Origin of the sequence: Clostridium sp. AF12-41 (assembly GCF_003461685.1) — a bacterium.
Classification (GTDB): domain Bacteria; phylum Bacillota; class Clostridia; order Lachnospirales; family Lachnospiraceae; genus Otoolea; species Otoolea fessa.
This window is the reverse complement of record NZ_QTXO01000005.1, coordinates 19,801-40,529: the sequence shown is the minus strand read 5'-3', so window position 1 is coordinate 40,529 and position 20,729 is coordinate 19,801. Positions and strand designations below refer to the sequence as shown.

The window sequence follows — 20,729 nt, the reverse complement described above, 5'->3', positions numbered from 1 at the left end:
GAACGCGTTCCGCTGTAGAAAAACAGGAGGTCAGATTAATGAAGAAAGCGATTTTAGCTACCAAAGTCGGAATGACTCAAATCTTCAACGAAGACGGAGTTTTAACTCCAGTAACCGTTCTTCAGGCTGGACCGTGTGTTGTTACACAGGTTAAGACAGAAGAGAACGATGGCTACAAAGCAGTACAGGTTGGTTTTGTAGACAAGAGAGAAAAACTTGTGACAAAGCCGGTTAAGGGTCATTTTGACAAGGCAGGCGTTGCTTACAAGAGATATGTAAGAGAGTTCCGCTTAGAGAATGCTGAAGAGTATTCTGTAAAAGACGAAATCAAGGCAGACATCTTCGCAGCAGGCGATAAAATTGATGCAACTGCTATTTCCAAAGGTAAAGGTTTCCAGGGTGCCATCAAGAGACACGGCCAGCACAGAGGACCGATGGCTCACGGTTCCAAGTTCCATCGTCATCAGGGTTCCAACGGTTCTGCAACCACACCGGGACGCGTATTTAAGGGCAAAGGAATGCCGGGTCACATGGGCAGCGTAAAAGTAACTGTTCAGAACCTGGAGGTTGTTAAGGTTGATACTGAGAACAACTTACTCCTTGTTAAAGGCTCTGTACCGGGACCGAAGAAATCCTTAGTAACAATCAAAGAGACAGTAAAGGTCGCTAGATAAGGCTTTTACGGGAAAGGAGGAACATACAGATGGCAAACGTATCTGTTTTCAATTTAGAAGGCAACGAAGTTGGCACATTAGAACTGAATGATGCTGTATTCGGTGTAGAAGTAAATGAACATCTGGTTCACATGGCAGTTGTAGCACAGCTTGCTAACAAACGTCAGGGAACTCAGAAAGCAAAAACCCGTTCCGAAGTTTCCGGCGGTGGTAAGAAACCGTGGAGACAGAAAGGTACCGGACATGCAAGACAGGGTTCAACAAGAGCTCCGCAGTGGACGGGCGGCGGCGTAGTATTCGCTCCGACACCACGTGATTATACAATCCGTTTAAATAAGAAAGAGAAGAGAGCTGCTCTTAAATCTGCTCTGACAAGCCGTGTAAACGAGAACAAGTTCATCGTAGTTGAGGCTATGAACTTCGACGAGATCAAGACAAAGAAATTTGTTGAGGTTATGAACAACCTGAAAGTAAACAAAGCTTTAGTTGTTCTGGATGAGGCTTGTGACAAGGCTGTATTATCCGCTAGAAACGTGGCAGACGTTAAGACTGCTTCCGTAAGCACCATCAACGTTTACGATATCCTGAAATACAACACAGTAGTAGCAACCAAGGCTGCTGTAGCTTCTATCGAGGAGGTATATGCATAATGGCAAACGTACAGTACTATGACGTAATCCTCAAACCGGTTGTAACTGAGAAGAGTATGAATGCTATGACAGACAAGAAATACACCTTCCTGGTACACACCGAGGCAAACAAAACTATGATCAAAGAAGCCGTTGAGAAGATGTTCCCGGGCACCAAAGTTAAGAGTGTCAACACCATGAACATGGACGGCAAGACAAAGAGAAGAGGCATGACCTTCGGTAAGACAGCTGCAACAAAGAAAGCTATCGTTCAGTTGACCGAGGACAGCAAAGAGATCGAGATCTTCGCTGGTTTATAATTCATCCTCAATAGACAATTATACGACGAACACTATGTCGTGAAAAACATGAAGAAACGCCAGGAGGCGTTGAACGAAAGGAGTCAAAGTCATGGGAATTAAATCTTACAGCCCATATACACCTTCCAGAAGACATATGACCGGCTCTGATTTCTCTGAGATTACAAAATCCACACCGGAGAAATCCTTAGTAGTTTCTTTAAAGAAGAACGCAGGTCGTAACAACCAGGGTAAAATCACCGTTCGTCACAGAGGCGGCGGTTCCAGAAGAAAATATAGAATCATCGACTTCAAGAGAAATGCAAAAGACGGTATCGCAGCAACCGTACTTGGTATCGAGTACGATCCGAACCGTACAGCAAACATCGCTCTGATCTGCTACGCAGACGGCGAGAAAGCTTATATCCTTGCTCCGGCTGGTTTACAGGTTGGACAGAAGGTTATGAGCGGTGCAGAGGCTGAGGCAAAAGTTGGTAACTGCTTACCGCTTTCTGAAATCCCGGTTGGTGCACAGATTCACAACATCGAGCTTCTTCCGGGCAAGGGTGGTCAGCTGGTTCGTTCCGCTGGTAACTCTGCTCAGTTAATGGCTAAAGAAGGCAAATATGCAACCCTTAGATTACCGTCCGGAGAGATGAGAATGGTTCCGATCAGCTGCCGCGCTACTATCGGTGTAGTTGGCAACGGCGACCACAACCTGATCAATATCGGTAAGGCTGGTAGAAAACGTCACATGGGTATTCGTCCGACTGTCCGCGGTTCTGTTATGAACCCGAATGACCATCCGCATGGTGGTGGTGAGGGCAAGACCAGTATCGGTCGTCCAGGTCCTTGCACACCTTGGGGCAAACCGGCACTCGGCCTGAAGACCAGAAAGAAAAACAAACAGTCTAATAAGTTAATCGTAAGAAGAAGAAACGGTAAACAGTAATAGGAGGTATACTAATGGGTCGTTCATTAAAAAAAGGACCATTTGCAGATGCTCATCTTTTAAAGAAAGTAGATGAGATGAACGCAGCAGGACAGAAACAGGTTATCAAAACCTGGTCCCGCCGTTCCACAATCTTCCCGCAGATGGTTGGACATACAATCGCAGTTCACGATGGTAGAAAACATGTTCCGGTATACGTGACAGAGGACATGGTTGGACATAAACTCGGTGAGTTCGTAGCCACTAGAACTTACAGAGGCCACGGAAAAGACGAGAAGAAAGCAGGACGTAAGTAAGTTACGCTTGAAAGGAGGTTTCACCAATGGCTAAAGGACATAGATCCCAGATTAAAAGAGAAAGAAATGCTAATAAGGATACGAGACCGTCGGCTAAGCTGTCTTACGCCAGAGTATCCGTTCAGAAAGCATGCTTCGTATTAGATGCCATCAGAGGCAAAGATGTGAAGACAGCGCTTGGTATTGTAACATACAATCCTAGATATGCTTCTACTTTAATTAAAAAATTACTCGAGTCTGCTGTTGCTAACGCAGAGAACAACAACCAGATGAATCCGGAGAACCTGTACGTTGCAGAATGCTTCGCTAACAAGGGACCGACAATGAAGAGAGTAAAACCGAGAGCACAGGGCCGCGCTTACAGAATCGAAAAGAGAATGAGCCACATCACAATCGTGCTTGATGAGAAATAAGAGGAGGCAATTATGGGACAGAAAGTTAATCCGCACGGCTTAAGAGTCGGTGTTATTAAAGACTGGGATTCCAGATGGTATGCGGAAGCTGATTTTGCAGATAACCTGGTAGAGGATCACAAAATCAGAACCTTCCTTAAGAAGAAATTATACAGCGCCGGTGTTTCCAAAATCGAAATCGAGCGCGCTTCTGATAAAGTAAAAATCATTCTTTACACTGCTAAACCGGGCGTTGTTATCGGTAAGGGCGGCGCAGAGATCGAGAAGACAAAAGCTCAGGTTCAGAAATTAACTGACAAGAAAGTTTTTGTAGACATCAAAGAAGTTAAGAGACCAGACAGAGACGCTCAGCTCGTTGCAGAGAACATCGCTCAGCAGCTTGAGAACCGTATTTCCTTCCGTCGTGCGATGAAGTCCGCTATGGGCAGAACCATGAAGGCTGGAGCTAAGGGTATCAAGGCTTCCGTATCCGGACGTCTTGGCGGTGCTGATATGGCTCGTACAGAGTTCTACAGCGAGGGCACTATCCCGCTTCAGACATTAAGAGCAGATATTGACTACGGTTTCGCTGAGGCAAACACAACATACGGCAAGACCGGTGTTAAGGTTTGGATCTACAAAGGCGAGGTACTTCCTGCGAAAGGAAATAAGGAAGGGAGCGATAAATAATGTTAATGCCGAAAAGAGTAAAGCGTCGTAAACAGTTCCGTGGTACCATGGCCGGCAAGGCGCTTAGAGGAAATGTAATCAACTACGGTGAGTACGGTTTAGTCGCTACAGAACCGTGCTGGATCAAATCCAACCAGATCGAGGCAGCCCGTGTTGCCATGACCCGTTACATCAAACGTGGTGGTAAAGTTTGGATTAAGATTTTCCCGGATAAACCAGTAACTGCTAAACCGGCTGAGACTCGTATGGGTTCCGGTAAAGGCGCACTTGAGTACTGGGTAGCAGTAGTAAAACCAGGCCGCGTAATGTTCGAGATCGCGGGTGTACCAGAGGAGACAGCGAGAGAAGCGCTTCGTCTTGCTATGCACAAACTTCCGTGCAAGTGCAAGATTGCTTCTAAAGCAGATTTAGAAGGCGGTGATAACAGTGAAAATTAATAAGTATGTAGAAGATTTAAAAGCTAAGACATCTGCAGAATTAAACGAAGAATTAGTAGCTGCTAAGAAGGAACTCTTCAACTTAAGATTCCAGAACGCTACCAACCAGCTGGATAATACAAGCAGAATTAAAGAAGTTCGCAGAAACATCGCTCGTATTCAGACTGTTATTACAGAGAAAGCGAACTAATTATCATAGATTCCTAAAATAGGAAAGGAGATATCTACCGTGGAAAGAAATCTTAGAAAAACACGTACCGGTAAGGTAGTAAGCAACAAGATGGACAAAACAATCGTAGTTGCTATCGAAAACCACGTAAAACATCCTTTAATCGGTAAGATTGTTAAGAGAACTTATAAATTAAAAGCACACGACGAGAACAACGAGTGCGGTATCGGTGATACTGTAAAGGTAATGGAAACAAGACCGTTATCCAAGGATAAGAGATGGAGACTCGTCGAAATTATCGAGAAAGCGAGATAATTTCTAAATCAGAAAGGAGTATTGGGCATGATTCAGCAGGAGACCAGATTAAAGGTTGCCGACAATACCGGTGCGAAAGAATTACTCTGTATCCGCGTTATGGGCGGCTCTACTAGAAGATATGCAAATATTGGCGATGTAATCGTTGCCAGCGTTAAAGATGCAACACCAGGCGGTGTTGTAAAGAAAGGCGATGTAGTGAAGGCCGTTGTTGTACGTACCGTTAAGGGCGCACGCCGTAAAGATGGTTCCTACATCAAATTTGATGAGAACGCAGCCGTTATCATCAAAGACGACAAGAACCCGAGAGGAACCCGTATTTTTGGGCCGGTTGCCAGAGAGCTTCGTGAGAAACAGTTTATGAAGATTGTTTCCCTGGCTCCGGAAGTACTGTAGGAGGTGTCAGCTGTGCATAAAATTAAAAAAGGCGACCTGGTAAAGGTTATCACAGGTAAAGACAAAGACAAAACCGGAAAAGTTCTTTCCGTTAATGTAAAGAAGAATACAGTCCTGGTTGAGGGATGCAACATGGTAACAAAGCATACCAAACCGTCTGCAGCTAATCAGCAGGGCGGCATCATCCATCAGGAAGGCGCGCTTGACATTTCCAACGTTATGCTGGTAGTGGATGGCAAGGCTACGAGAGTTGGCTTCAAAGTAGAAGACGGCAAGAAAGTCCGCGTTGCTAAGGCAACCGGTAAAGTAATTGACTAATACAGAGAGGAGGAACGTTAAAATTGGCTAGATTAAAAGAAATGTATCAGAGCGAAATCGTAGACGCTATGATCAAAAAATTCGGATATAAAAATATCATGGAAGTGCCGAAGCTGGACAAGATTGTTATCAACATGGGCGTTGGCGAGGCAAAAGAAAATGCTAAAGTTCTGGACTCTGCTGTAAGAGATATGGAAATCATCACTGGCCAGAAGGCAGTTCTTACAAAAGCGAAAAAATCAGTCGCTAACTTCAAACTTAGAGAGGGTATGGCTATCGGCTGTAAAGTTACCCTGCGTGGCGAGAAGATGTATGAGTTCGCTGATCGTCTGATCAACCTGGCTCTTCCGCGAGTAAGAGACTTCCGCGGTGTAAATCCGAACGCATTTGACGGCAGAGGCAACTACGCTCTGGGTATCAAAGAGCAGCTTATCTTCCCGGAGATCGAGTACGATAAAGTAGATAAGGTAAGAGGTATGGATATCATCTTCGTTACCACTGCTAAGACCGACGAAGAAGCACGTGAGCTGTTAACTCAGTTCAACATGCCATTTGCTAAATAATAGGAGGATTTATCATGGCTAAAACTTCAATGAAGATTAAACAGCAGCGTCCGGCAAAATTCTCCACCAGAGAATATAACCGCTGCAGAATCTGCGGTCGTCCGCATGCATATTTAAGAAAATACGGCATCTGCAGAGTTTGCTTCCGTGAATTAGCTTACAAGGGCGAAATTCCGGGCGTAAAGAAAGCAAGCTGGTAAGCCGAAAGCAACTTAGTGAGCGCAGCAAGCGCGAACTTAGTGCGAGGCTCATCGCGAACCTTGATGAAGCGTAAGCTGAATCTAGTTGAGCGATGCGTCACGGCAAGAGGTTGCCTGAAAAGGCAGCCCGTCCCGAGACTTAGTGAGTCAGAGTCGAAGACGATAGACGAGCTTAGTCGAGTGGACGATGCCTATATTATAGAGGACACATCCTAGTGTTCCCAAAACCCACCGAAACCCACTTACAGTAAGTGGTAGTCAAATTATAAGGAGGCACACTCAAAATGACAATGAGCGATCCGATTGCAGATATGCTTACAAGAATCCGTAATGCTAACACTGCAAAACATGATACAGTAGATGTTCCGTCTTCCAAGATGAAATTAGCAATCGCTGACATCCTGGTAAAGGAAGGTTTCATCAAGAAATATGACGTTGTTGAGGACGGCAATTTCAAGACTATCCGTATTACCTTAAAGTACGGTAAAGACAAAAACGAGAAGATCATCTCCGGCATCAAGAGAATATCCAAACCGGGTCTGCGTATCTACGCAAACAAGGAAGATATGCCGAAGGTATTGGGCGGTTTAGGTGTAGCTATCATCTCCACCAACCAGGGCGTTATCACTGACAAGCAGGCAAGAGAACTCGGCGTAGGCGGAGAAGTTCTTGCATTTGTTTGGTAAGCCGAAAGCATCATCATCGGTTTAGACAAGGTATAGATACAACTGAAAACAGAGAAGCCTTAGCGGCTTCTCCGAAAATCTAAGTAGGAGGTAAAAGGCATGTCACGTATCGGAAGAATGCCAGTTGCGATTCCGGCGGGCGTAACCGTAACAATCGCAGAGAACAATTTAGTGACTGTAAAAGGTCCGAAGGGAACACTTGAGAGAGAACTCCCGGTTGAGATGAACATCAAAGAAGAGGATGGTCATATCGTAGTTACCAGACCGAACGACTTAAAGAAAATGAAATCTTTACACGGTCTGACAAGAACCTTAATTAACAACATGATTCATGGTGTAACAGAAGGCTATGAGAAAGTGCTGGAAGTTAACGGTGTTGGTTACAGAGCAGCGAAGCAGGGCAAGAAACTGGTTCTCAGCCTTGGTTACTCCCATCCGGTAGAGATGGAAGATCCGGAAGGCATTGAGACTGTTCTGGAAGGACAGAACAAGATCACTGTTAAAGGTATCAGCAAAGAAAAAGTTGGCCAGTATGCAGCTGAGATTCGGGATAAGAGAAGACCTGAGCCGTACAAGGGCAAAGGTATTAAGTATGCCGATGAGGTTATCAGACGTAAAGTTGGTAAGACTGGTAAGAAATAATTAAGGAGAGTGTGAAGATGGTTAGCAAACAGTCAAGAAGCGAAATTCGCGTTAAAAAACACGTTAGATTACGCAACCGTTTTTCTGGCACAGCCGAGAGACCGCGTTTAGCAGTGTTTAGAAGTAATAATCATATGTATGCTCAGATCATTGATGATACAGTTGGAAAAACTTTAGTAGCAGCTTCCACTGCCGAGAAGGAAGTTAAAGCTGAACTGGAGAAGACGAACGATGTTGCAGCAGCAGCTCACGTTGGAACTGTAATCGCTAAGAGAGCGCTTGAAAAAGGTATTAAAGAAGTTGTCTTCGATAGAGGCGGATTTATTTACCACGGAAAAGTTCAGGCATTAGCAGATGCAGCCCGCGAGGCTGGTCTGGAATTCTAGTAGGAAGGAGAACATACACATGAAACGTACAAAAATTGATGCCAACCAGTTCGAGTTAGAGGATACTGTAGTGGCAATCAAACGTGTATCCAAGACCGTTAAGGGCGGACGTACAATGCGTTTTTCCGCTTTAGTAGTAGTTGGAGATAAAAACGGCCACGTTGGTGCTGGTATGGGAAAAGCTGCTGAGGTTCCGGAAGCAATCCGCAAGGGCAAAGAGGCAGCTGCCAGAAACCTGATGGAGGTTCCGTTCGACGAGAACAATAGCATCCCGCACGATTTCCTCGGCAAATTCGGAAGCGCTAACGTACTTCTGAAGAAGGCTCCGGAAGGTACCGGTATTATCGCTGGTGGTCCGGCTCGTGCCGTACTGGATCTGGCTGGTTACAAGAACATCCGTACAAAATCCCTTGGTTCCAACAACAAGGCAAACGTAGTTCTTGCTACCCTGGCAGGCTTAGGTTCTTTAAAGACTCCGGAAGAGGTTGCAAAACTTCGCGGTAAGTCTGTAGAAGAAATTCTGAACTAATAGGAGGAGATAAAAATGGCAGAGAAATTAAAAATCACATTGGTTAAGTCTCCTATTGGCGCTATCCCGAAGCAGAAAGCAACGGTTGCAGCTCTTGGTTTAAACAAGACTGGCAAGACAGTTGAGCAGCCGGACAACGCCGCTATCAGAGGCATGATCCAGAATGTTAGACATTTAGTTAAAGTAGAGGAAATCTAAGATATTTGCAAGGAGGTGCAGTCATGGATTTATCCAATTTAAAGCCGGCGGTAGGCTCTAAGCACAGCGACAGCTTCAGAAGAGGTCGTGGTCACGCATCAGGCAACGGTAAGACTGCTGGTAAGGGACATAAGGGACAGAAAGCTCGTTCCGGCGCTCCGAGACCAGGATTTGAAGGCGGTCAGATGCCGTTATATAGACGTCTCCCGAAGAGAGGCTTCACAAACAGAAATTCTAAGACCATCGTTGGTATCAACGTAAGTGCTCTTGAGAGATTCGAGAACGACACAGTTGTTACGGTTGAAACATTAATCGAAGCAGGCATCGTAAAGAACCCGCGTGACGGCGTTAAGATCCTCGGCAATGGCGAGCTGACCAAAAAGCTGAACGTAAAGGTTGATGCGGTAAGTGAAGGCGCGAAAGCTAAGATCGAGGCCGTTGGCGGAACCTGCGAGGTGATCTAATATGTTAAAAACACTCCAGAATGCATTTAAGATAAAAGAGGTCAGAGAAAAACTCCTCTATACGTTCTTTATGCTGGTTGTGATCCGTATCGGATCGCAGCTGCCGATTCCCGGAGTTAATACAACATTTTTCCAGGAACTGTTTACAAGACAGTCCAATGATGCGTTTGGTTTCTTCAATACGATTACCGGCGGTTCGTTCACGAACATGTCGGTATTCGCATTGAGTATTACCCCGTACATCACTTCTTCCATTATCATGCAGCTTCTGACAATTGCAATTCCGAAATTAGAGGAAATGCAGCAGGAGGGCGAGGACGGAAGAAAGAAGATTGCGGAATATACGCGTTACCTTACGGTTGCACTGGCGCTGATGCAGTCCGTCGCTATGGCGATCGGTTTCGGCGGCAAGGGACTTTTAGTTGAGTTTACTGCCCTGAATGTGATTGTCGCTATTGTGACAATGACAGCCGGAAGTGCCATGCTGATGTGGATCGGTGAGCGAATCACCGAGAACGGCGTCGGAAACGGTATTTCTATCGTGCTTCTGTTCAATATCATTTCAACCATGCCAAGCGATATGATTACGCTCTATGAGCGTTTCCTGCAGGGCAAGATCGTGGCGGTTGCAGTTGTAACAGCCGTGATTATCGTAGCGGTTATCGTAGCGATGGTTGTATTTGTTATCATTTTACAGGATGCAGAGCGGAGAATTCCGGTTCAGTATTCTAAAAAGATGCAGGGACGTAAGATGGTTGGCGGTCAGTCCACAAGCATCCCGTTAAAAGTAAATACAGCAGGTGTTATTCCTGTTATCTTTGCTTCATCCCTGATGTCTTTCCCGGTGGTAATTGCTGGATTTTTCCAGGTTAATTATGACACCATCGGAGGAAAGATTCTTCTGGCTCTGAATTCCAGCTCCTGGTTTAATCCAGAGCGTCCGGCTTATTCAGTTGGTTTAATTGTCTACATCGCGTTGATTATTGTGTTTGCGTATTTCTACACATCCATTACATTCAACCCGCTTGAAGTAGCAAACAACATGAAGAAATCTGGCGGCTTCATCCCGGGCATTCGTCCAGGAAAGCCAACATCCGATTACCTGGATGGAATTCTGGAGTATATTATACTGATTGGTGCCTGCGGACTGATCATTGTCTGCCTGGTTCCAATCATTGTCTCTGGACTGTTCTCAGTGAGCCGTCTCTCCTTCGGAGGTACTTCTCTTATCATTATCGTAGGTGTAGTACTTGAGACAATCAAAGCAGTCGAATCACAGATGCTGGTTCGCAACTATAAAGGATTCTTAAACGACTAAGACAACTCGCTTTCTGGGCGGGAGCTTGCTTACTTTACGGCTGGAGGTGGCCGGAGACAGCTCCTGCCTGGAGGCGATTCTGTTGTATATAGGGAGATTGTAACCATTATGAAGATTGTTATGTTAGGAGCACCGGGAGCCGGAAAAGGAACACAGGCTCAGAGAATTGCAGAAAAATACGGCATTCCGCACATTTCTACCGGAGATATTTTCCGTTCCAATATCAAGGCAGGCACAGAGCTTGGTAAAAAAGCAAAATCGTTCATCGATCAGGGGCTTTTAGTACCGGACGAGGTAACGATCGGCATGCTTCTTGACCGGATCCATGAGGCTGACTGCAAGAACGGCTATATTCTGGATGGATTCCCAAGAACGATCCCGCAGGCTGAGAGTCTGACAGAGGCGCTGGCAGCAAACGGCGAGGCGATTGATTTCGCGCTCAACGTAGATGTGCCGGATGCAAACATCGTAAACCGCATGGCAGGACGCCGTGCGTGCTTAAAGTGCGGCGCTACCTACCACATCCAGTTCGCAGCACCGAAAAAAGAAGGAATCTGCGACAAGTGCGGTTCTGAGCTGGTGCTTCGTGATGATGACAAGCCGGAGACTGTACAGAAACGTCTGGAAATATACCATGACCAGACACACCCGCTGATCGAGTACTATGAGAAGAAGGGCGTTCTTCATACGGTAGACGGTACACAGACCATGGAAGACGTATTCAAGAACATTACGGATATTTTGGGAGCTTAAAACATGGCAGTGACGATAAAATCTCCCAGGGAGATTGAACTGATGCGTGAGGCGGGAAGAATTCTCGCCAAAACGCATGAGGAACTGGCGAAGAATCTTCGGCCGGGTATGTCCACCTGGGATATTGATCATATGGGAGAGGAAATCATCCGGAGTTACGGCTGCATTCCCTCGTTCAAAAATTACAACGGCTATCCCGCATCGATCTGTGTCTCTGTCAATGATGAGGTTGTACATGGAATCCCGCACAAGGAACATTTTCTCGATGAGGGAGACATCGTCAGTCTGGATGCAGGAGTGATCTACAAAGGATACCACTCAGATGCAGCCCGGACTTACGGCATCGGAGAGATCGACGATGATGCCAAAAAACTGATTGAAGTTACCAGACAGAGCTTCTTTGAGGGAATTAAATTTGCCAAAGCTGGCAATCATCTCAATGACATCTCTGCAGCGATCCAGAAATATGCCGAAAGTTTCGGTTTTGGTGTTGTCAGGGATCTGGTTGGTCATGGAATCGGTTCCCATCTGCATGAGGATCCAGAGATTCCGAATTTTGCAAGAAAAAGAAAAGGAATTCTCTTACAGCCCGGCATGACGCTCGCGATCGAGCCGATGATTACCGAGGGCAGCTACGAAGTAGTCTGGCTCGATGATGACTGGACCGTCATGACGGAAGATGGCGGCTGGGCTGCTCATTATGAAAATACGATTCTTATTACAGAGGGCGAACCTGAGATCCTTTCCTTATAAAGAAGAAGTAAGCTGGGGAAGTTTTTACGAAGACCTAAGCAGGCTTTCCGATTACAGTATGTACGCATCTTGAGGCAGATGTCCGAGCCGATCAATAAGGCGGGCAATGCCAAAAATTCTTTGTCGAAGACAAATCTGCATGAATTTTTGCCCTGTTTGCGAGCTAAGTGAGCAAATAGGCAAGCGAACAAACTGTAATCTGAGAAGCCTGCGGCGGGAGCGGAAACACCTGTCTACAGAAACGGAGATCAGAATGACGGAATATGGAACTGGCTGTCTGGTCCGCTCACTTGCGGGCCACGACAAAGGCACTTATTATATTATAGTCAGAGAAGATGCACGCTACGTGTATCTGGCAGACGGACGCACTAAAACCGCCGCCAAGCCGAAACGCAAGAAGAGAAAGCACGTGCAGTTCTCCCACAAATGGGATGAGGCGCTGGCAGCCCAGTTTGCGGACGGCGCGGCAGTCCAGGATGAAGCGATCCGCTATTTCATTCAGAAATCATTGCAGGGAGGTATATAGAATGTCGAAAGCAGATGTAATTGAGATTGAGGGCGTAGTAGCAGAGAAGCTGCCGAACGCTATGTTTAAGGTAGAACTGGAAAACGGACACATCGTACTTGCTACGATCAGCGGAAAACTCCGTATGAACTACATCCGTATTCTGCCGGGCGATAAGGTTACAATGGAAATGTCGCCATACGATCTCTCTAAGGGAAGAATCATTTGGAGAGATAAATAAAGACCAATCCATTTTTCTCAATAAAATTATTGAGAGAAGTGTAAATTTCGCTTGCATTATAGGATTTTAAATGTTATAATGCTTTAGCGAACTTTGTTGAAGCATCAGGTAAGATCCGCCCTTTTGTCCTCTCACGGCAGGGGGATGGAACGAGTCTGTTGTACCTGTAAGTCCGACACAGGACTACAATAGGTTATAAAAAATTGTATGTCCGAGATTGGACGGACTATTACGGAAAGGAGAATTGCTGTGAAGGTTAGATCATCGGTTAAACCAATTTGCGAAAAGTGCAAGATCATCAAGAGAAAAGGCAGTATCAGAGTAATCTGTGAGAATCCGAAGCACAAACAAAGACAGGGCTAATTTGATTTAGCACCTATTTTTTCGCGCGGCTTTCTATTATGAACCACTCGGATGAGTTGTTCAGTAGTTTAAGCAAATTTATACATTATCAACGAAGAAGTAAGAAAAACTAATGGAGGTGTACTACACACATGGCTCGTATTTCAGGTGTCGATTTACCAAGAGAGAAACGCGTAGAGATCGGCTTGACTTACATCTACGGTATCGGTAGAGCAAGTGCAGCCCGTATCCTGGCCGAAGCTGAAGTTAATCCTGACACTCGTGTTAAGGACTTAACTGACGACGAAGTTAAGAAGCTTGCGGCAATCATCGCTGACAGTCAGGTGGTTGAGGGTGATCTGAGAAGAGAGATCGCTATGAACATCAAGAGACTGCAGGAGATTGGATGCTACAGAGGCATCCGTCATAGAAAGAGCCTTCCGGTTCGTGGTCAGAAGACAAAGACCAACGCTAGAACTCGTAAGGGTCCGAGAAAGACAGTAGCAAACAAGAAGAAATAATTAAGTAACAAGGAAACTGAATCAGGTTAGGTTTAGCAACAGGATTCAATATTTGAGAAAGTAGGTTAGTTTAAAATGGCTAAAAAAGTGTCCACTGGCAAGAAAGTGACAAAAAAGCGTGTAAAGAAAAACGTTGAACGCGGACAGGCGCACATCCAGTCATCTTTTAATAACACAATCGTTACTTTAACAGATGCACAGGGTAATGCCTTATCATGGGCAAGTGCAGGCGGTCTGGGATTTAGAGGTTCAAGGAAATCTACTCCATATGCAGCTCAGATGGCTGCAGAAACTGCAACGAAGGCAGCTCTTATCCATGGCTTAAAGTCTGTAGACGTTATGGTAAAAGGTCCGGGATCAGGTCGTGAAGCAGCAATCCGTGCTCTTCAGGCATGTGGTCTGGAAGTAACAAGCATTAAGGACGTAACTCCGGTTCCGCATAACGGATGCCGTCCGCCGAAACGTAGAAGAGTCTAATTAGGAGGTGCAAGTAAAGTGGCAGTAGATAGAGTTCCTGTACTTAAAAGATGTAGATCTCTTGACCTTGATCCGGTTTATTTAGGAATCGACAAGAAATCAACGAGAAAATTAACGAGAGCCAACAGAAAGATGAGCGAGTATGCACTCCAGCTGAGAGAAAAGCAGAAAGCAAAATTCATCTACGGTGTGTTAGAGAAACCGTTTAGAAATTACTATGCAAAAGCATCCAGAATGAATGGTCAGGTCGGTGCTAACCTGATGATCCTTCTGGAGTGCAGACTGGATAATGTATTATTCAGAATGGGCTTTGGCCGTACAAGAAAAGAGACACGTCAGATCGTAGATCACAAGCACGTTCTCGTAAACGGCAAGAGCGTAAACATCCCGTCCTACTTAGTTAAGGCTGGCGATGTAATCGAGATCAAAGAGAAGTACAAATCTTCACAGAGATATAAAGATATCGCTGAGGTAACCGGCGGAAGAATGGTACCGGCATGGCTGGAAGTTGACGCTGAGAACCTGAAAGGTACTGTTAAAGAGTTACCGAGCAGAGACGAAATTGACGTTCCTGTAAACGAAGTGCTTATCGTCGAGCTGTACTCCAAATAATAAGAAGTATTACTATTATGTTAGTCCAGAATCTCCCATGTATCTGCTTTGGCAGCTGCTTGGGAGATTCCGAGACTACAAGAGTATGGCAGACCCTCAAAAATGTTCCCAAAAGGAGGGGCTATCGTGTTCGATTTTGAAAAACCAAAAATTGAAATTGCTGAGATTTCCGAAGACAAAAGATATGGCAAATTTGTGGTTGAACCGCTGGAAAGAGGCTATGGTACCACATTAGGCAATTCCTTAAGAAGAATTATGCTTTCCTCTTTGCCTGGTGCAGCAGTAAGTCAAGTGAAAATCGACGGCGTTTTGCATGAGTTCAGTTCTATCCCTGGTGTAAAAGAGGATGTAACTGAAATTATCATGAACATCAAGAGTCTGGCGATCAAAAACAGCAGCGAGACGAATGAGCCGAAGACGGCTTATATCGAGTTCGAGGGCGAAGGCGTCATCACAGCAGCTGACATTCACGCTGATTCTGACATTGAGATTTTGAATCCGGACCAGGTCATCGCTACATTAAGCGGCGGCGCGGACAGCAAATTCTACATGGAGCTGACGATCACGAAGGGCCGCGGCTACATCAGCGCAGATAAGAACAAGAGTGAAGATCTTCCGATCGGAGTTCTGGCTGTTGATTCTATCTACACACCGGTGGAGCGTGTCAATATGACCGTTGAGAACACCCGTGTGGGTCAGGTGACAGATTATGATAAGCTGACATTAGATGTATACACAAATGGAACGCTGGCACCAGACGAAGCTGTCAGCCTGGCAGCAAAGGTTCTGAGCGAGCATCTGAACCTCTTCATTGACCTTTCCGAGAATGCCAAGACCGCAGAGGTTATGGTAGAGAAGGAAGACAACGAGAAAGAGAAAGTGCTTGAGATGAACATCGACGAGCTGGAGTTATCCGTTCGTTCTTACAACTGTTTAAAGAGAGCCGGAATCAATACAGTGGAGGAGCTGTGCAACCGCACACCGGAAGATATGATGAAAGTCAGAAATCTGGGCCGCAAATCCCTGGAAGAGGTTCTTGCAAAACTGAAAGAATTAGGCCTGCAGCTCAACCCGAGCGAAGAGGCTTAAGATACCGCGTGGGTGGACGTGCTTTGCAGTGCGTCCCTTTCATGCAGATACGGGGACGGGTAAGTCCGAATGGCACAGGTCCCTGCATAACCATCAAACAATTATATTTTATATAGCAGACATTCAGTAAGTCCAAAGGGCATGAGTGCCGGCTTCCGCAAATGGAGGAGAAAGAATCATGGCAGGATATAGAAAACTTGGAAGAACTTCCAGTCAGAGAAAAGCAATGCTGCGCAGCCTGGTAACCGCACTGTTATTCAACGGCAAGATCGTTACCACTGAGGCAAGAGCAAAAGAAGTGAAGAAGATCGCTGAGGGTCTGATCGCTCTGGCAGTAAAAGAGAAAGATAACTTCGAGACCGTTAAAGTTACCGCTAAGGTAGCTCGCAAAGACGAGAACGGCAAGAGAGTAAAAGAAGTTGTTGACGGCAAGAAAGTTACCGTTTACGACGAAGTAGAGAAAGAGATCAAGAAAGATAAAGCTTCCAGACTTCACGCTAGAAGACAGATGCTGAAGGTTCTCTACGATGTAACAGACGTTCCGACTGCAAGAGCAGGCAAGAAGAAAAACACTAAGAAGGTAGATATGCCGGCTAAGCTGTTTGATGAGCTTGCACCGAAGTACGCTAACCGCAATGGTGGTTACAGCCGTATCGTTAAGATCGGTCAGCGTAAGGGCGACGGCGCTATGGAAGTTCTGTTAGAGCTGGTATAATTTAGATAGATTCGTTTGTTTAAGTTGTATCAAATCTTCGTTCTTTTACGCAAGTTTTGAATCGTAAGATGATTTTATATCCCCGGTTTGGGAGACAGAGAAATCTGTCTTCTGAACCGGGTTTTTTGACGTTAGAATGGAATTTTTCAGGTTTTCCATTTACCTTGAGAAAAAGTCAGGGTTTTAATAACACTTGAATGAAAAAAATAGAAAGAATGGCGCAAAAATAGCAGACTGAATTTTACGGTTTTCCGCATACTAGGATTAAACGATTTTATCGAACAAGTTCTTGGATTCAAACAGAGTGTACATCTGCATTTCGTTGAGATTCGCCGCAGTGCGGAATCTACGGAACGGGGGAGGTACATAGGAGTAGAAGGAGGAAAAACCGTGCGAAAAAACTCTGGTATGTGGAAAACAATAAGTCGGAAGGAAAAACTTCGCCGTGTTCTGCTGATAATCTTTGGTGCGGGGGTCATTGCGCTTGCCGGCGTGTCTTATCAATATGTGAAGAACGCGGTTCCCGACCGCATCAATGTGGTGGTGGACCGGCAGGAGCAAGTTCGCTTTGGGCTGCCGTTTCGAGCATTGCTGGAAAGTGAGAGCGAGGAGGTGCTTCTAAACGGCAGCTCTAAAATTCCGTCCGACCAGATCCATCTGCAGCTCAACCAGCCCTTTTCCATCTATTCTGAACAGGAGGGAACGTACCGTTTAAGTCTCAAACTCTTTGGAATATGGAAATTAAAGGATATCGAGGTAGATGTGTCGGACGTCCAGTATGCGGTTCCCTGTGGGCTGCCGGTGGGTATTTACATGAAATCCGATGGACTGATGGTGATTGGAACCGGAAGGGTGACGGCACAGACGGGGGAAGTGATAGATCCGGCGGACGGGATCCTGCGTTCTGGAGATTATATCGAGGCAATCAACGGGACGCCGGCGACGGACAAGAAAGATATGATACGGGCGGTCAAGGAAGCGGGAAATATGGCTCTGACACTTTCAGTGCGCCGCGAGGGAGAGACGATGGATGTACAGATGACGCCGGTACAGACGCAGGAGGGAGACTATAAGCTGGGGCTGTGGATCCGCGACGATACGCAGGGCATCGGTACGATGACCTATGTATGTGCTAACGGCGCGTTTGGAGCGCTGGGACACGGTATCAGCGACGGCGACACGGGACTTCTGGTGCAGACCTCCGGCGGCGAACTATACGATACGGAGATTCTGGGTGTGGAGAAGGGTAGTTTCGGAAAGCCGGGCGTGATGTCGGGCGTTATTTACTATGGAAATCAGTCGCGGCTGGGAAGTGTGGAGGCGAATACGGATCAAGGCATTTTCGGGACGGCAAATCCGCGCTTTTTAAGCCGGGTAAAGAACCCTGCAATTCCGATCGGTTACCGTCAGGACGTCAAAAAAGGCCGTGCCTGCATCCGCAGCAGCGTGTCCGGGGAATTGAAAGACTACGAGATTGAGATTCAGAAAATAGACCACTCTTCCAACCGCCACAACAAGGACATGGTCATCCGCGTAACCGATCCGGAACTTCTGTCCCTGACCGGCGGGATCGTCCAGGGCATGAGCGGCAGCCCCATCATCCAGAACGGAAAACTCATCGGAGCAGTCACGCACGTTTTTATTCAGGATTCGACGCGAGGGTATGGGATTCTGGTGGAGAATATGCTGGGACATTGAATCTGGATGCAAAGTAACTGTTTACAAGTGGGAATTTTCTGGACTGAAAATTCCATATGATACAGTTCTGGCAGCAGATTTTGCCGATTTTGAATACGCAGCATCGGCAAAATCCTGTTGCTGGGCACACGTGTGTGAACAGTAACATGCAAAGTACAAAGTTTTTGCTCTCTTTATTGACAGGATATAAAAAAAGCGTATATAATAGAGCAAATTACATATTTGGCAAAACAGTTGAAAAGCTGCGACGCAAAGCTATAGGGCCTGTAAAATGGCAGCCAGTTGCATTAACACGATAACAGAGTATGTTATAGTTGTATGGCTATGGCGTAACTCTGTTTTTTTATAGGAATTTATCGAAACTTGATCTGCAAAGATGGAATTTTCATGTTCAGAAACCGGTCGTGGAGGCTTTTTAATTGCGTGTATTTTATGTGTCTTTCGACCGGAATCGGTAAAACGTGGTGATAAGGGATCGTTAGATAGGCGTATGGCGGCTGGGCGGTAGAAGGTTTATAGCGGAATCTTAACAGATACGGTTAGCTACAATACATGCTTATATATGGTTTGCATCTTGTGTAATTTATTTTGCATCAAAAGAATTGATAGACAAAATGAGCGTTGAGTGTCGAACTGCGCGATCAAAACGAGTTGAAACTTGTTAAAAAAAGAATTTATAATTATTTTAATCATCACAGGTGCCGAGGAGGAGAATATTATGGCAGAAATGAAGATTGCGATCGCAGAGGATAATCGTCAGGCATTGGATATGCTTGGAAATATACTGGAAAGTGATAAGGAGATTCAGGTGGTCGGAAAAGCGGAAAACGGAACCGATGCCTATAATATGATCGTAAAGACAAAGCCGGATATTGTATTTCTGGACGTAGTGATGCCGGGAATGGATGGAATTTCGGTTATGGAGCGCATCAAGACAAATCAAGACTGTTCAGCTGACACTTCCTTTGTTATGATTACAGCTGCGAGCAGCGAGAATCTGACAGCGGATGCTTTTCGGATGGGCGCCTGTTATTACATAGTAAAGCCATTTTCGAAGGAGGCGGTTTTAGACAAGGTACATCGCCTGAAGAATTACAGGAACCGCGCTTCGACCCTGGCGGGCAACCGGAAGGTGGAGCCGTATATGGTGTCGGCGGAATATGAAAGACAGAATCTGGAGAGCGATGTGACGCAGATTCTGCATGAGATTGGGATTCCGGCTCATATTAAGGGATATCAGTACCTGCGGGATGCGATTATTTTGTCAGTCAGTGATAAAGAAATGCTCGGTTCTGTGACGAAAATCCTGTACCCGACCATCGCCAAGAAGCGCCAGACCACTTCAAGCCGTGTCGAGCGGGCAATCCGCCACGCGATTGAGGTCGCATGGAGCCGCGGCAAGATGGACACGATCAACGATCTATTTGGATATACCGTCAGCACAGGGAAAGGAAAGCCGACCAATTCGGAATTTATCGCATTGATTGTTGATAAGATTTGCCTGGATTATAAGCGGGATGTATAAAATCGTGCGGTGCTTTTTGGAGCCGAAAGTGCTGTAAGCCTTTTTAACACGATTGTAACACATTTATGAAAGTGACTGATTGCATGGGTAAATGTGTGTATGATAAGATAAAGGGGAAATAAAAGATGCAGGACTGAAAAACTGCCCCTGTATAAAACAGCTGGACAGAGAGGTCAGGAAAGCAGCTAAAAGAACGGAGAATTGCCTATGAAAAAAAAAGTACCGGCGTACAATGGAACCCTGCGGGATCACACGATTATGTGTCCGTATTGTATCAGTGAATGTTCAGGAATCCGCATCTTTGGAAAGCGTATCAAATCGATCGCCTTTTCAACGGATGTGGCAATCATCAAAAATATCAACGCGGATGCGATCATCGCAGTTTATCCGTTTACTCCGCAGGCAGCTATCTCACAGTCGATCATCAGCATCTCGGATGTGCCGGTGTTTGTCGGGGTCGGCGGCGGTCTGACCGGAGGAAAGCGTTCCGTCCGTCTGGCGCTTCAGGCAGAACATCAGGGAGCCTACGGTGTAGTGGTCAACGCGCCGATCGCGGATGAGGTCATCACGGAGATCAAGCGGGTGGTTGACATTCCGGTCATTGCGACGATTGCTTCGGTTCACACGGATGTCCGCCGCAAACTGGAGGCGGGAGCCGATATTTTAAATGTATCAGGCGCTGCCGCCACCGCATCGATGGTAGCCGAGATACGGAAGGAGTATCCGGACGTTGCCATTATCGCGACCGGAGGACCGACTAACGAATCGATTTTGGAGACGATCGAGGCGGGCGCCAATGCGATCACGTACACGCCGCCGTCCAACGGCGAGCTGTTTGCGCGGACGATGAAGAAATACAGGGAGATCAATCCCTGATTATACAAAAGCCGGGGCCGAAGAGAAAACATAATTTTCTTTTCGGCTCCGTCTTTTATTTTTGTTTCA

At 46.0% G+C, this 20,729-nt stretch carries 34 protein-coding genes and 1 riboswitch; all 34 genes read left to right on the top strand.

The genetic code is table 11. The annotated features are described in order from the left end of the window. The first annotated feature begins 38 nt into the window (after positions 1-38). The 34 genes from rplC to DWV73_RS09015 all read left to right on the top strand — a co-directional run bounded on the left by rplC (position 39) and on the right by DWV73_RS09015 (position 20,660). Positions 39-674, top strand: a complete 636-nt coding sequence (gene rplC / locus DWV73_RS09185; protein WP_022360575.1) for a 50S ribosomal protein L3 — start codon at positions 39-41, stop codon at positions 672-674. Positions 675-703: 29 nt separating this feature from the next. Beyond that, positions 704-1,324: a 50S ribosomal protein L4 gene (rplD, locus tag DWV73_RS09180; RefSeq protein WP_022360574.1), complete on the top strand. Its 621-nt coding sequence runs from the start codon at positions 704-706 to the stop codon at positions 1,322-1,324. Next, positions 1,324-1,623: a 50S ribosomal protein L23 gene (rplW, locus tag DWV73_RS09175; RefSeq protein ID WP_022360573.1), complete on the top strand. Its 300-nt coding sequence runs from the start codon at positions 1,324-1,326 to the stop codon at positions 1,621-1,623. The genes rplD and rplW overlap by 1 nt, the downstream gene beginning before the upstream one ends. A 91-nt stretch (positions 1,624-1,714) precedes the next feature. After that, a complete protein-coding gene (rplB, locus tag DWV73_RS09170) occupies positions 1,715-2,554 on the top strand; it encodes a 50S ribosomal protein L2 (protein WP_022360572.1) in 840 nt (279 codons plus the stop codon). 14 nt (positions 2,555-2,568) lie between these two features. Beyond that, the gene (rpsS, locus tag DWV73_RS09165; RefSeq protein WP_022360571.1) at positions 2,569-2,850 is read left to right on the top strand and encodes a 30S ribosomal protein S19; all 282 of its coding nucleotides are present in this window, start codon (positions 2,569-2,571) and stop codon (positions 2,848-2,850) included. 26 nt (positions 2,851-2,876) lie between these two features. Next, on the top strand, positions 2,877-3,263 hold the full coding sequence (gene rplV / locus DWV73_RS09160) for a 50S ribosomal protein L22 (RefSeq protein ID WP_022360570.1): 387 nt from the start codon (positions 2,877-2,879) through the stop codon (positions 3,261-3,263). A 12-nt stretch (positions 3,264-3,275) separates the two neighbouring features. Beyond that, positions 3,276-3,932: a 30S ribosomal protein S3 gene (gene rpsC, locus DWV73_RS09155; RefSeq protein WP_022360569.1), complete on the top strand. Its 657-nt coding sequence runs from the start codon at positions 3,276-3,278 to the stop codon at positions 3,930-3,932. Continuing rightward, positions 3,932-4,369: a 50S ribosomal protein L16 gene (gene rplP, locus DWV73_RS09150; protein ID WP_022360568.1), complete on the top strand. Its 438-nt coding sequence runs from the start codon at positions 3,932-3,934 to the stop codon at positions 4,367-4,369. Before rpsC ends, rplP begins: the two co-directional genes overlap by 1 nt. Further along, positions 4,359-4,559 (top strand): 50S ribosomal protein L29, encoded by a 201-nt coding sequence (gene rpmC / locus DWV73_RS09145; RefSeq protein WP_022360567.1) that lies wholly within the window; start codon positions 4,359-4,361, stop codon positions 4,557-4,559. Before rplP ends, rpmC begins: the two co-directional genes overlap by 11 nt. 39 nt (positions 4,560-4,598) lie before the next feature. Next, on the top strand, positions 4,599-4,853 hold the full coding sequence (gene rpsQ, locus DWV73_RS09140; RefSeq protein ID WP_107000794.1) for a 30S ribosomal protein S17: 255 nt from the start codon (positions 4,599-4,601) through the stop codon (positions 4,851-4,853). Positions 4,854-4,880: 27 nt separating this feature from the next. Next, complete coding sequence (gene rplN / locus DWV73_RS09135) at positions 4,881-5,249, top strand: 50S ribosomal protein L14 (RefSeq protein ID WP_022360565.1); 369 nt, start codon at positions 4,881-4,883, stop codon at positions 5,247-5,249. A gap of 12 nt (positions 5,250-5,261) precedes the next feature. After that, positions 5,262-5,567: a 50S ribosomal protein L24 gene (gene rplX, locus DWV73_RS09130; protein WP_022360564.1), complete on the top strand. Its 306-nt coding sequence runs from the start codon at positions 5,262-5,264 to the stop codon at positions 5,565-5,567. A gap of 23 nt (positions 5,568-5,590) precedes the next feature. Continuing rightward, the gene (rplE, locus tag DWV73_RS09125; protein ID WP_022360563.1) at positions 5,591-6,130 is read left to right on the top strand and encodes a 50S ribosomal protein L5; all 540 of its coding nucleotides are present in this window, start codon (positions 5,591-5,593) and stop codon (positions 6,128-6,130) included. A gap of 14 nt (positions 6,131-6,144) precedes the next feature. Further along, a complete protein-coding gene (locus tag DWV73_RS09120; protein WP_022345134.1) occupies positions 6,145-6,330 on the top strand; it encodes a type Z 30S ribosomal protein S14 in 186 nt (61 codons plus the stop codon). Between the two features lie 284 nt (positions 6,331-6,614). Next, positions 6,615-7,016, top strand: a complete 402-nt coding sequence (rpsH, locus tag DWV73_RS09115) for a 30S ribosomal protein S8 (protein ID WP_022360562.1) — start codon at positions 6,615-6,617, stop codon at positions 7,014-7,016. 99 nt (positions 7,017-7,115) lie between these two features. Then, positions 7,116-7,658 carry a 50S ribosomal protein L6 gene (gene rplF, locus DWV73_RS09110; protein ID WP_022360561.1) on the top strand — a complete coding sequence of 181 codons (543 nt, stop codon included), beginning with the start codon at positions 7,116-7,118 and terminating at the stop codon, positions 7,656-7,658. Between the two features lie 17 nt (positions 7,659-7,675). Next, entirely contained in the window at positions 7,676-8,044 is a 369-nt protein-coding gene (rplR, locus tag DWV73_RS09105) for a 50S ribosomal protein L18 (RefSeq protein ID WP_022360560.1), read from the top strand. A 19-nt stretch (positions 8,045-8,063) separates the two neighbouring features. Then, on the top strand, positions 8,064-8,573 hold the full coding sequence (gene rpsE / locus DWV73_RS09100) for a 30S ribosomal protein S5 (protein WP_022360559.1): 510 nt from the start codon (positions 8,064-8,066) through the stop codon (positions 8,571-8,573). Between the two features lie 15 nt (positions 8,574-8,588). Next, positions 8,589-8,771, top strand: a complete 183-nt coding sequence (rpmD, locus tag DWV73_RS09095) for a 50S ribosomal protein L30 (protein WP_022360558.1) — start codon at positions 8,589-8,591, stop codon at positions 8,769-8,771. A 23-nt stretch (positions 8,772-8,794) separates the two neighbouring features. Next, positions 8,795-9,235 (top strand): 50S ribosomal protein L15, encoded by a 441-nt coding sequence (gene rplO / locus DWV73_RS09090; protein ID WP_022360557.1) that lies wholly within the window; start codon positions 8,795-8,797, stop codon positions 9,233-9,235. A 1-nt stretch (position 9,236) separates the two neighbouring features. Beyond that, entirely contained in the window at positions 9,237-10,553 is a 1,317-nt protein-coding gene (secY, locus tag DWV73_RS09085; protein WP_117796497.1) for a preprotein translocase subunit SecY, read from the top strand. A gap of 108 nt (positions 10,554-10,661) precedes the next feature. Next, positions 10,662-11,306 (top strand): adenylate kinase, encoded by a 645-nt coding sequence (locus DWV73_RS09080; RefSeq protein ID WP_022360555.1) that lies wholly within the window; start codon positions 10,662-10,664, stop codon positions 11,304-11,306. A gap of 3 nt (positions 11,307-11,309) precedes the next feature. After that, positions 11,310-12,059, top strand: coding sequence for a type I methionyl aminopeptidase (gene map, locus DWV73_RS09075; RefSeq protein ID WP_117796496.1), 750 nt, complete (start codon positions 11,310-11,312; stop codon positions 12,057-12,059). A gap of 253 nt (positions 12,060-12,312) precedes the next feature. Next, positions 12,313-12,585, top strand: a complete 273-nt coding sequence (locus DWV73_RS09070; protein ID WP_117796495.1) for a hypothetical protein — start codon at positions 12,313-12,315, stop codon at positions 12,583-12,585. A 1-nt stretch (position 12,586) separates the two neighbouring features. Then, entirely contained in the window at positions 12,587-12,805 is a 219-nt protein-coding gene (gene infA, locus DWV73_RS09065; protein ID WP_022360552.1) for a translation initiation factor IF-1, read from the top strand. Positions 12,806-13,054: 249 nt separating this feature from the next. Continuing rightward, complete coding sequence (gene rpmJ / locus DWV73_RS09060; RefSeq protein WP_003497809.1) at positions 13,055-13,168, top strand: 50S ribosomal protein L36; 114 nt, start codon at positions 13,055-13,057, stop codon at positions 13,166-13,168. 131 nt (positions 13,169-13,299) lie between these two features. Next, complete coding sequence (rpsM, locus tag DWV73_RS09055; RefSeq protein WP_022360551.1) at positions 13,300-13,668, top strand: 30S ribosomal protein S13; 369 nt, start codon at positions 13,300-13,302, stop codon at positions 13,666-13,668. Positions 13,669-13,743: 75 nt separating this feature from the next. Beyond that, on the top strand, positions 13,744-14,145 hold the full coding sequence (gene rpsK / locus DWV73_RS09050) for a 30S ribosomal protein S11 (RefSeq protein WP_022360550.1): 402 nt from the start codon (positions 13,744-13,746) through the stop codon (positions 14,143-14,145). An 18-nt stretch (positions 14,146-14,163) separates the two neighbouring features. Then, on the top strand, positions 14,164-14,757 hold the full coding sequence (rpsD, locus tag DWV73_RS09045; protein ID WP_107000789.1) for a 30S ribosomal protein S4: 594 nt from the start codon (positions 14,164-14,166) through the stop codon (positions 14,755-14,757). A 126-nt stretch (positions 14,758-14,883) separates the two neighbouring features. After that, positions 14,884-15,846 carry a DNA-directed RNA polymerase subunit alpha gene (locus DWV73_RS09040; protein WP_107000788.1) on the top strand — a complete coding sequence of 321 codons (963 nt, stop codon included), beginning with the start codon at positions 14,884-14,886 and terminating at the stop codon, positions 15,844-15,846. Positions 15,847-16,024: 178 nt separating this feature from the next. Further along, the gene (locus DWV73_RS09035) at positions 16,025-16,561 is read left to right on the top strand and encodes a L17 family ribosomal protein (protein WP_022360547.1); all 537 of its coding nucleotides are present in this window, start codon (positions 16,025-16,027) and stop codon (positions 16,559-16,561) included. A 408-nt stretch (positions 16,562-16,969) separates the two neighbouring features. Further along, complete coding sequence (spoIVB, locus tag DWV73_RS09030; RefSeq protein WP_181986245.1) at positions 16,970-18,259, top strand: SpoIVB peptidase; 1,290 nt, start codon at positions 16,970-16,972, stop codon at positions 18,257-18,259. A 214-nt stretch (positions 18,260-18,473) separates the two neighbouring features. After that, a riboswitch (cyclic di-GMP riboswitch) is annotated at positions 18,474-18,549 on the top strand. A 428-nt stretch (positions 18,550-18,977) separates the two neighbouring features. Then, the gene (gene spo0A / locus DWV73_RS09020) at positions 18,978-19,784 is read left to right on the top strand and encodes a sporulation transcription factor Spo0A (protein WP_117796494.1); all 807 of its coding nucleotides are present in this window, start codon (positions 18,978-18,980) and stop codon (positions 19,782-19,784) included. Positions 19,785-19,991: 207 nt separating this feature from the next. Further along, positions 19,992-20,660 (top strand): hydrolase, encoded by a 669-nt coding sequence (locus tag DWV73_RS09015; RefSeq protein WP_117796493.1) that lies wholly within the window; start codon positions 19,992-19,994, stop codon positions 20,658-20,660. Positions 20,661-20,729 lie beyond the last annotated feature (69 nt).

Coding starts and splice junctions, on each gene's coding strand:
- rplC (WP_022360575.1), top strand. CDS start 39: ATGAAGAAAGCGATTTTAGCTACCAAAGTCGGAATGACTCAAATCTTC.
- rplD (WP_022360574.1), top strand. CDS start 704: ATGGCAAACGTATCTGTTTTCAATTTAGAAGGCAACGAAGTTGGCACA.
- rplW (WP_022360573.1), top strand. CDS start 1,324: ATGGCAAACGTACAGTACTATGACGTAATCCTCAAACCGGTTGTAACT.
- rplB (WP_022360572.1), top strand. CDS start 1,715: ATGGGAATTAAATCTTACAGCCCATATACACCTTCCAGAAGACATATG.
- rpsS (WP_022360571.1), top strand. CDS start 2,569: ATGGGTCGTTCATTAAAAAAAGGACCATTTGCAGATGCTCATCTTTTA.
- rplV (WP_022360570.1), top strand. CDS start 2,877: ATGGCTAAAGGACATAGATCCCAGATTAAAAGAGAAAGAAATGCTAAT.
- rpsC (WP_022360569.1), top strand. CDS start 3,276: ATGGGACAGAAAGTTAATCCGCACGGCTTAAGAGTCGGTGTTATTAAA.
- rplP (WP_022360568.1), top strand. CDS start 3,932: ATGTTAATGCCGAAAAGAGTAAAGCGTCGTAAACAGTTCCGTGGTACC.
- rplN (WP_022360565.1), top strand. CDS start 4,881: ATGATTCAGCAGGAGACCAGATTAAAGGTTGCCGACAATACCGGTGCG.
- DWV73_RS09120 (WP_022345134.1), top strand. CDS start 6,145: ATGGCTAAAACTTCAATGAAGATTAAACAGCAGCGTCCGGCAAAATTC.
- rpsH (WP_022360562.1), top strand. CDS start 6,615: ATGACAATGAGCGATCCGATTGCAGATATGCTTACAAGAATCCGTAAT.
- rplF (WP_022360561.1), top strand. CDS start 7,116: ATGTCACGTATCGGAAGAATGCCAGTTGCGATTCCGGCGGGCGTAACC.
- rplR (WP_022360560.1), top strand. CDS start 7,676: ATGGTTAGCAAACAGTCAAGAAGCGAAATTCGCGTTAAAAAACACGTT.
- rpsE (WP_022360559.1), top strand. CDS start 8,064: ATGAAACGTACAAAAATTGATGCCAACCAGTTCGAGTTAGAGGATACT.
- rpmD (WP_022360558.1), top strand. CDS start 8,589: ATGGCAGAGAAATTAAAAATCACATTGGTTAAGTCTCCTATTGGCGCT.
- rplO (WP_022360557.1), top strand. CDS start 8,795: ATGGATTTATCCAATTTAAAGCCGGCGGTAGGCTCTAAGCACAGCGAC.
- secY (WP_117796497.1), top strand. CDS start 9,237: ATGTTAAAAACACTCCAGAATGCATTTAAGATAAAAGAGGTCAGAGAA.
- DWV73_RS09080 (WP_022360555.1), top strand. CDS start 10,662: ATGAAGATTGTTATGTTAGGAGCACCGGGAGCCGGAAAAGGAACACAG.
- map (WP_117796496.1), top strand. CDS start 11,310: ATGGCAGTGACGATAAAATCTCCCAGGGAGATTGAACTGATGCGTGAG.
- DWV73_RS09070 (WP_117796495.1), top strand. CDS start 12,313: ATGACGGAATATGGAACTGGCTGTCTGGTCCGCTCACTTGCGGGCCAC.
- infA (WP_022360552.1), top strand. CDS start 12,587: ATGTCGAAAGCAGATGTAATTGAGATTGAGGGCGTAGTAGCAGAGAAG.
- rpsM (WP_022360551.1), top strand. CDS start 13,300: ATGGCTCGTATTTCAGGTGTCGATTTACCAAGAGAGAAACGCGTAGAG.
- rpsK (WP_022360550.1), top strand. CDS start 13,744: ATGGCTAAAAAAGTGTCCACTGGCAAGAAAGTGACAAAAAAGCGTGTA.
- DWV73_RS09035 (WP_022360547.1), top strand. CDS start 16,025: ATGGCAGGATATAGAAAACTTGGAAGAACTTCCAGTCAGAGAAAAGCA.
- spoIVB (WP_181986245.1), top strand. CDS start 16,970: ATGTGGAAAACAATAAGTCGGAAGGAAAAACTTCGCCGTGTTCTGCTG.
- spo0A (WP_117796494.1), top strand. CDS start 18,978: ATGGCAGAAATGAAGATTGCGATCGCAGAGGATAATCGTCAGGCATTG.
- DWV73_RS09015 (WP_117796493.1), top strand. CDS start 19,992: ATGAAAAAAAAAGTACCGGCGTACAATGGAACCCTGCGGGATCACACG.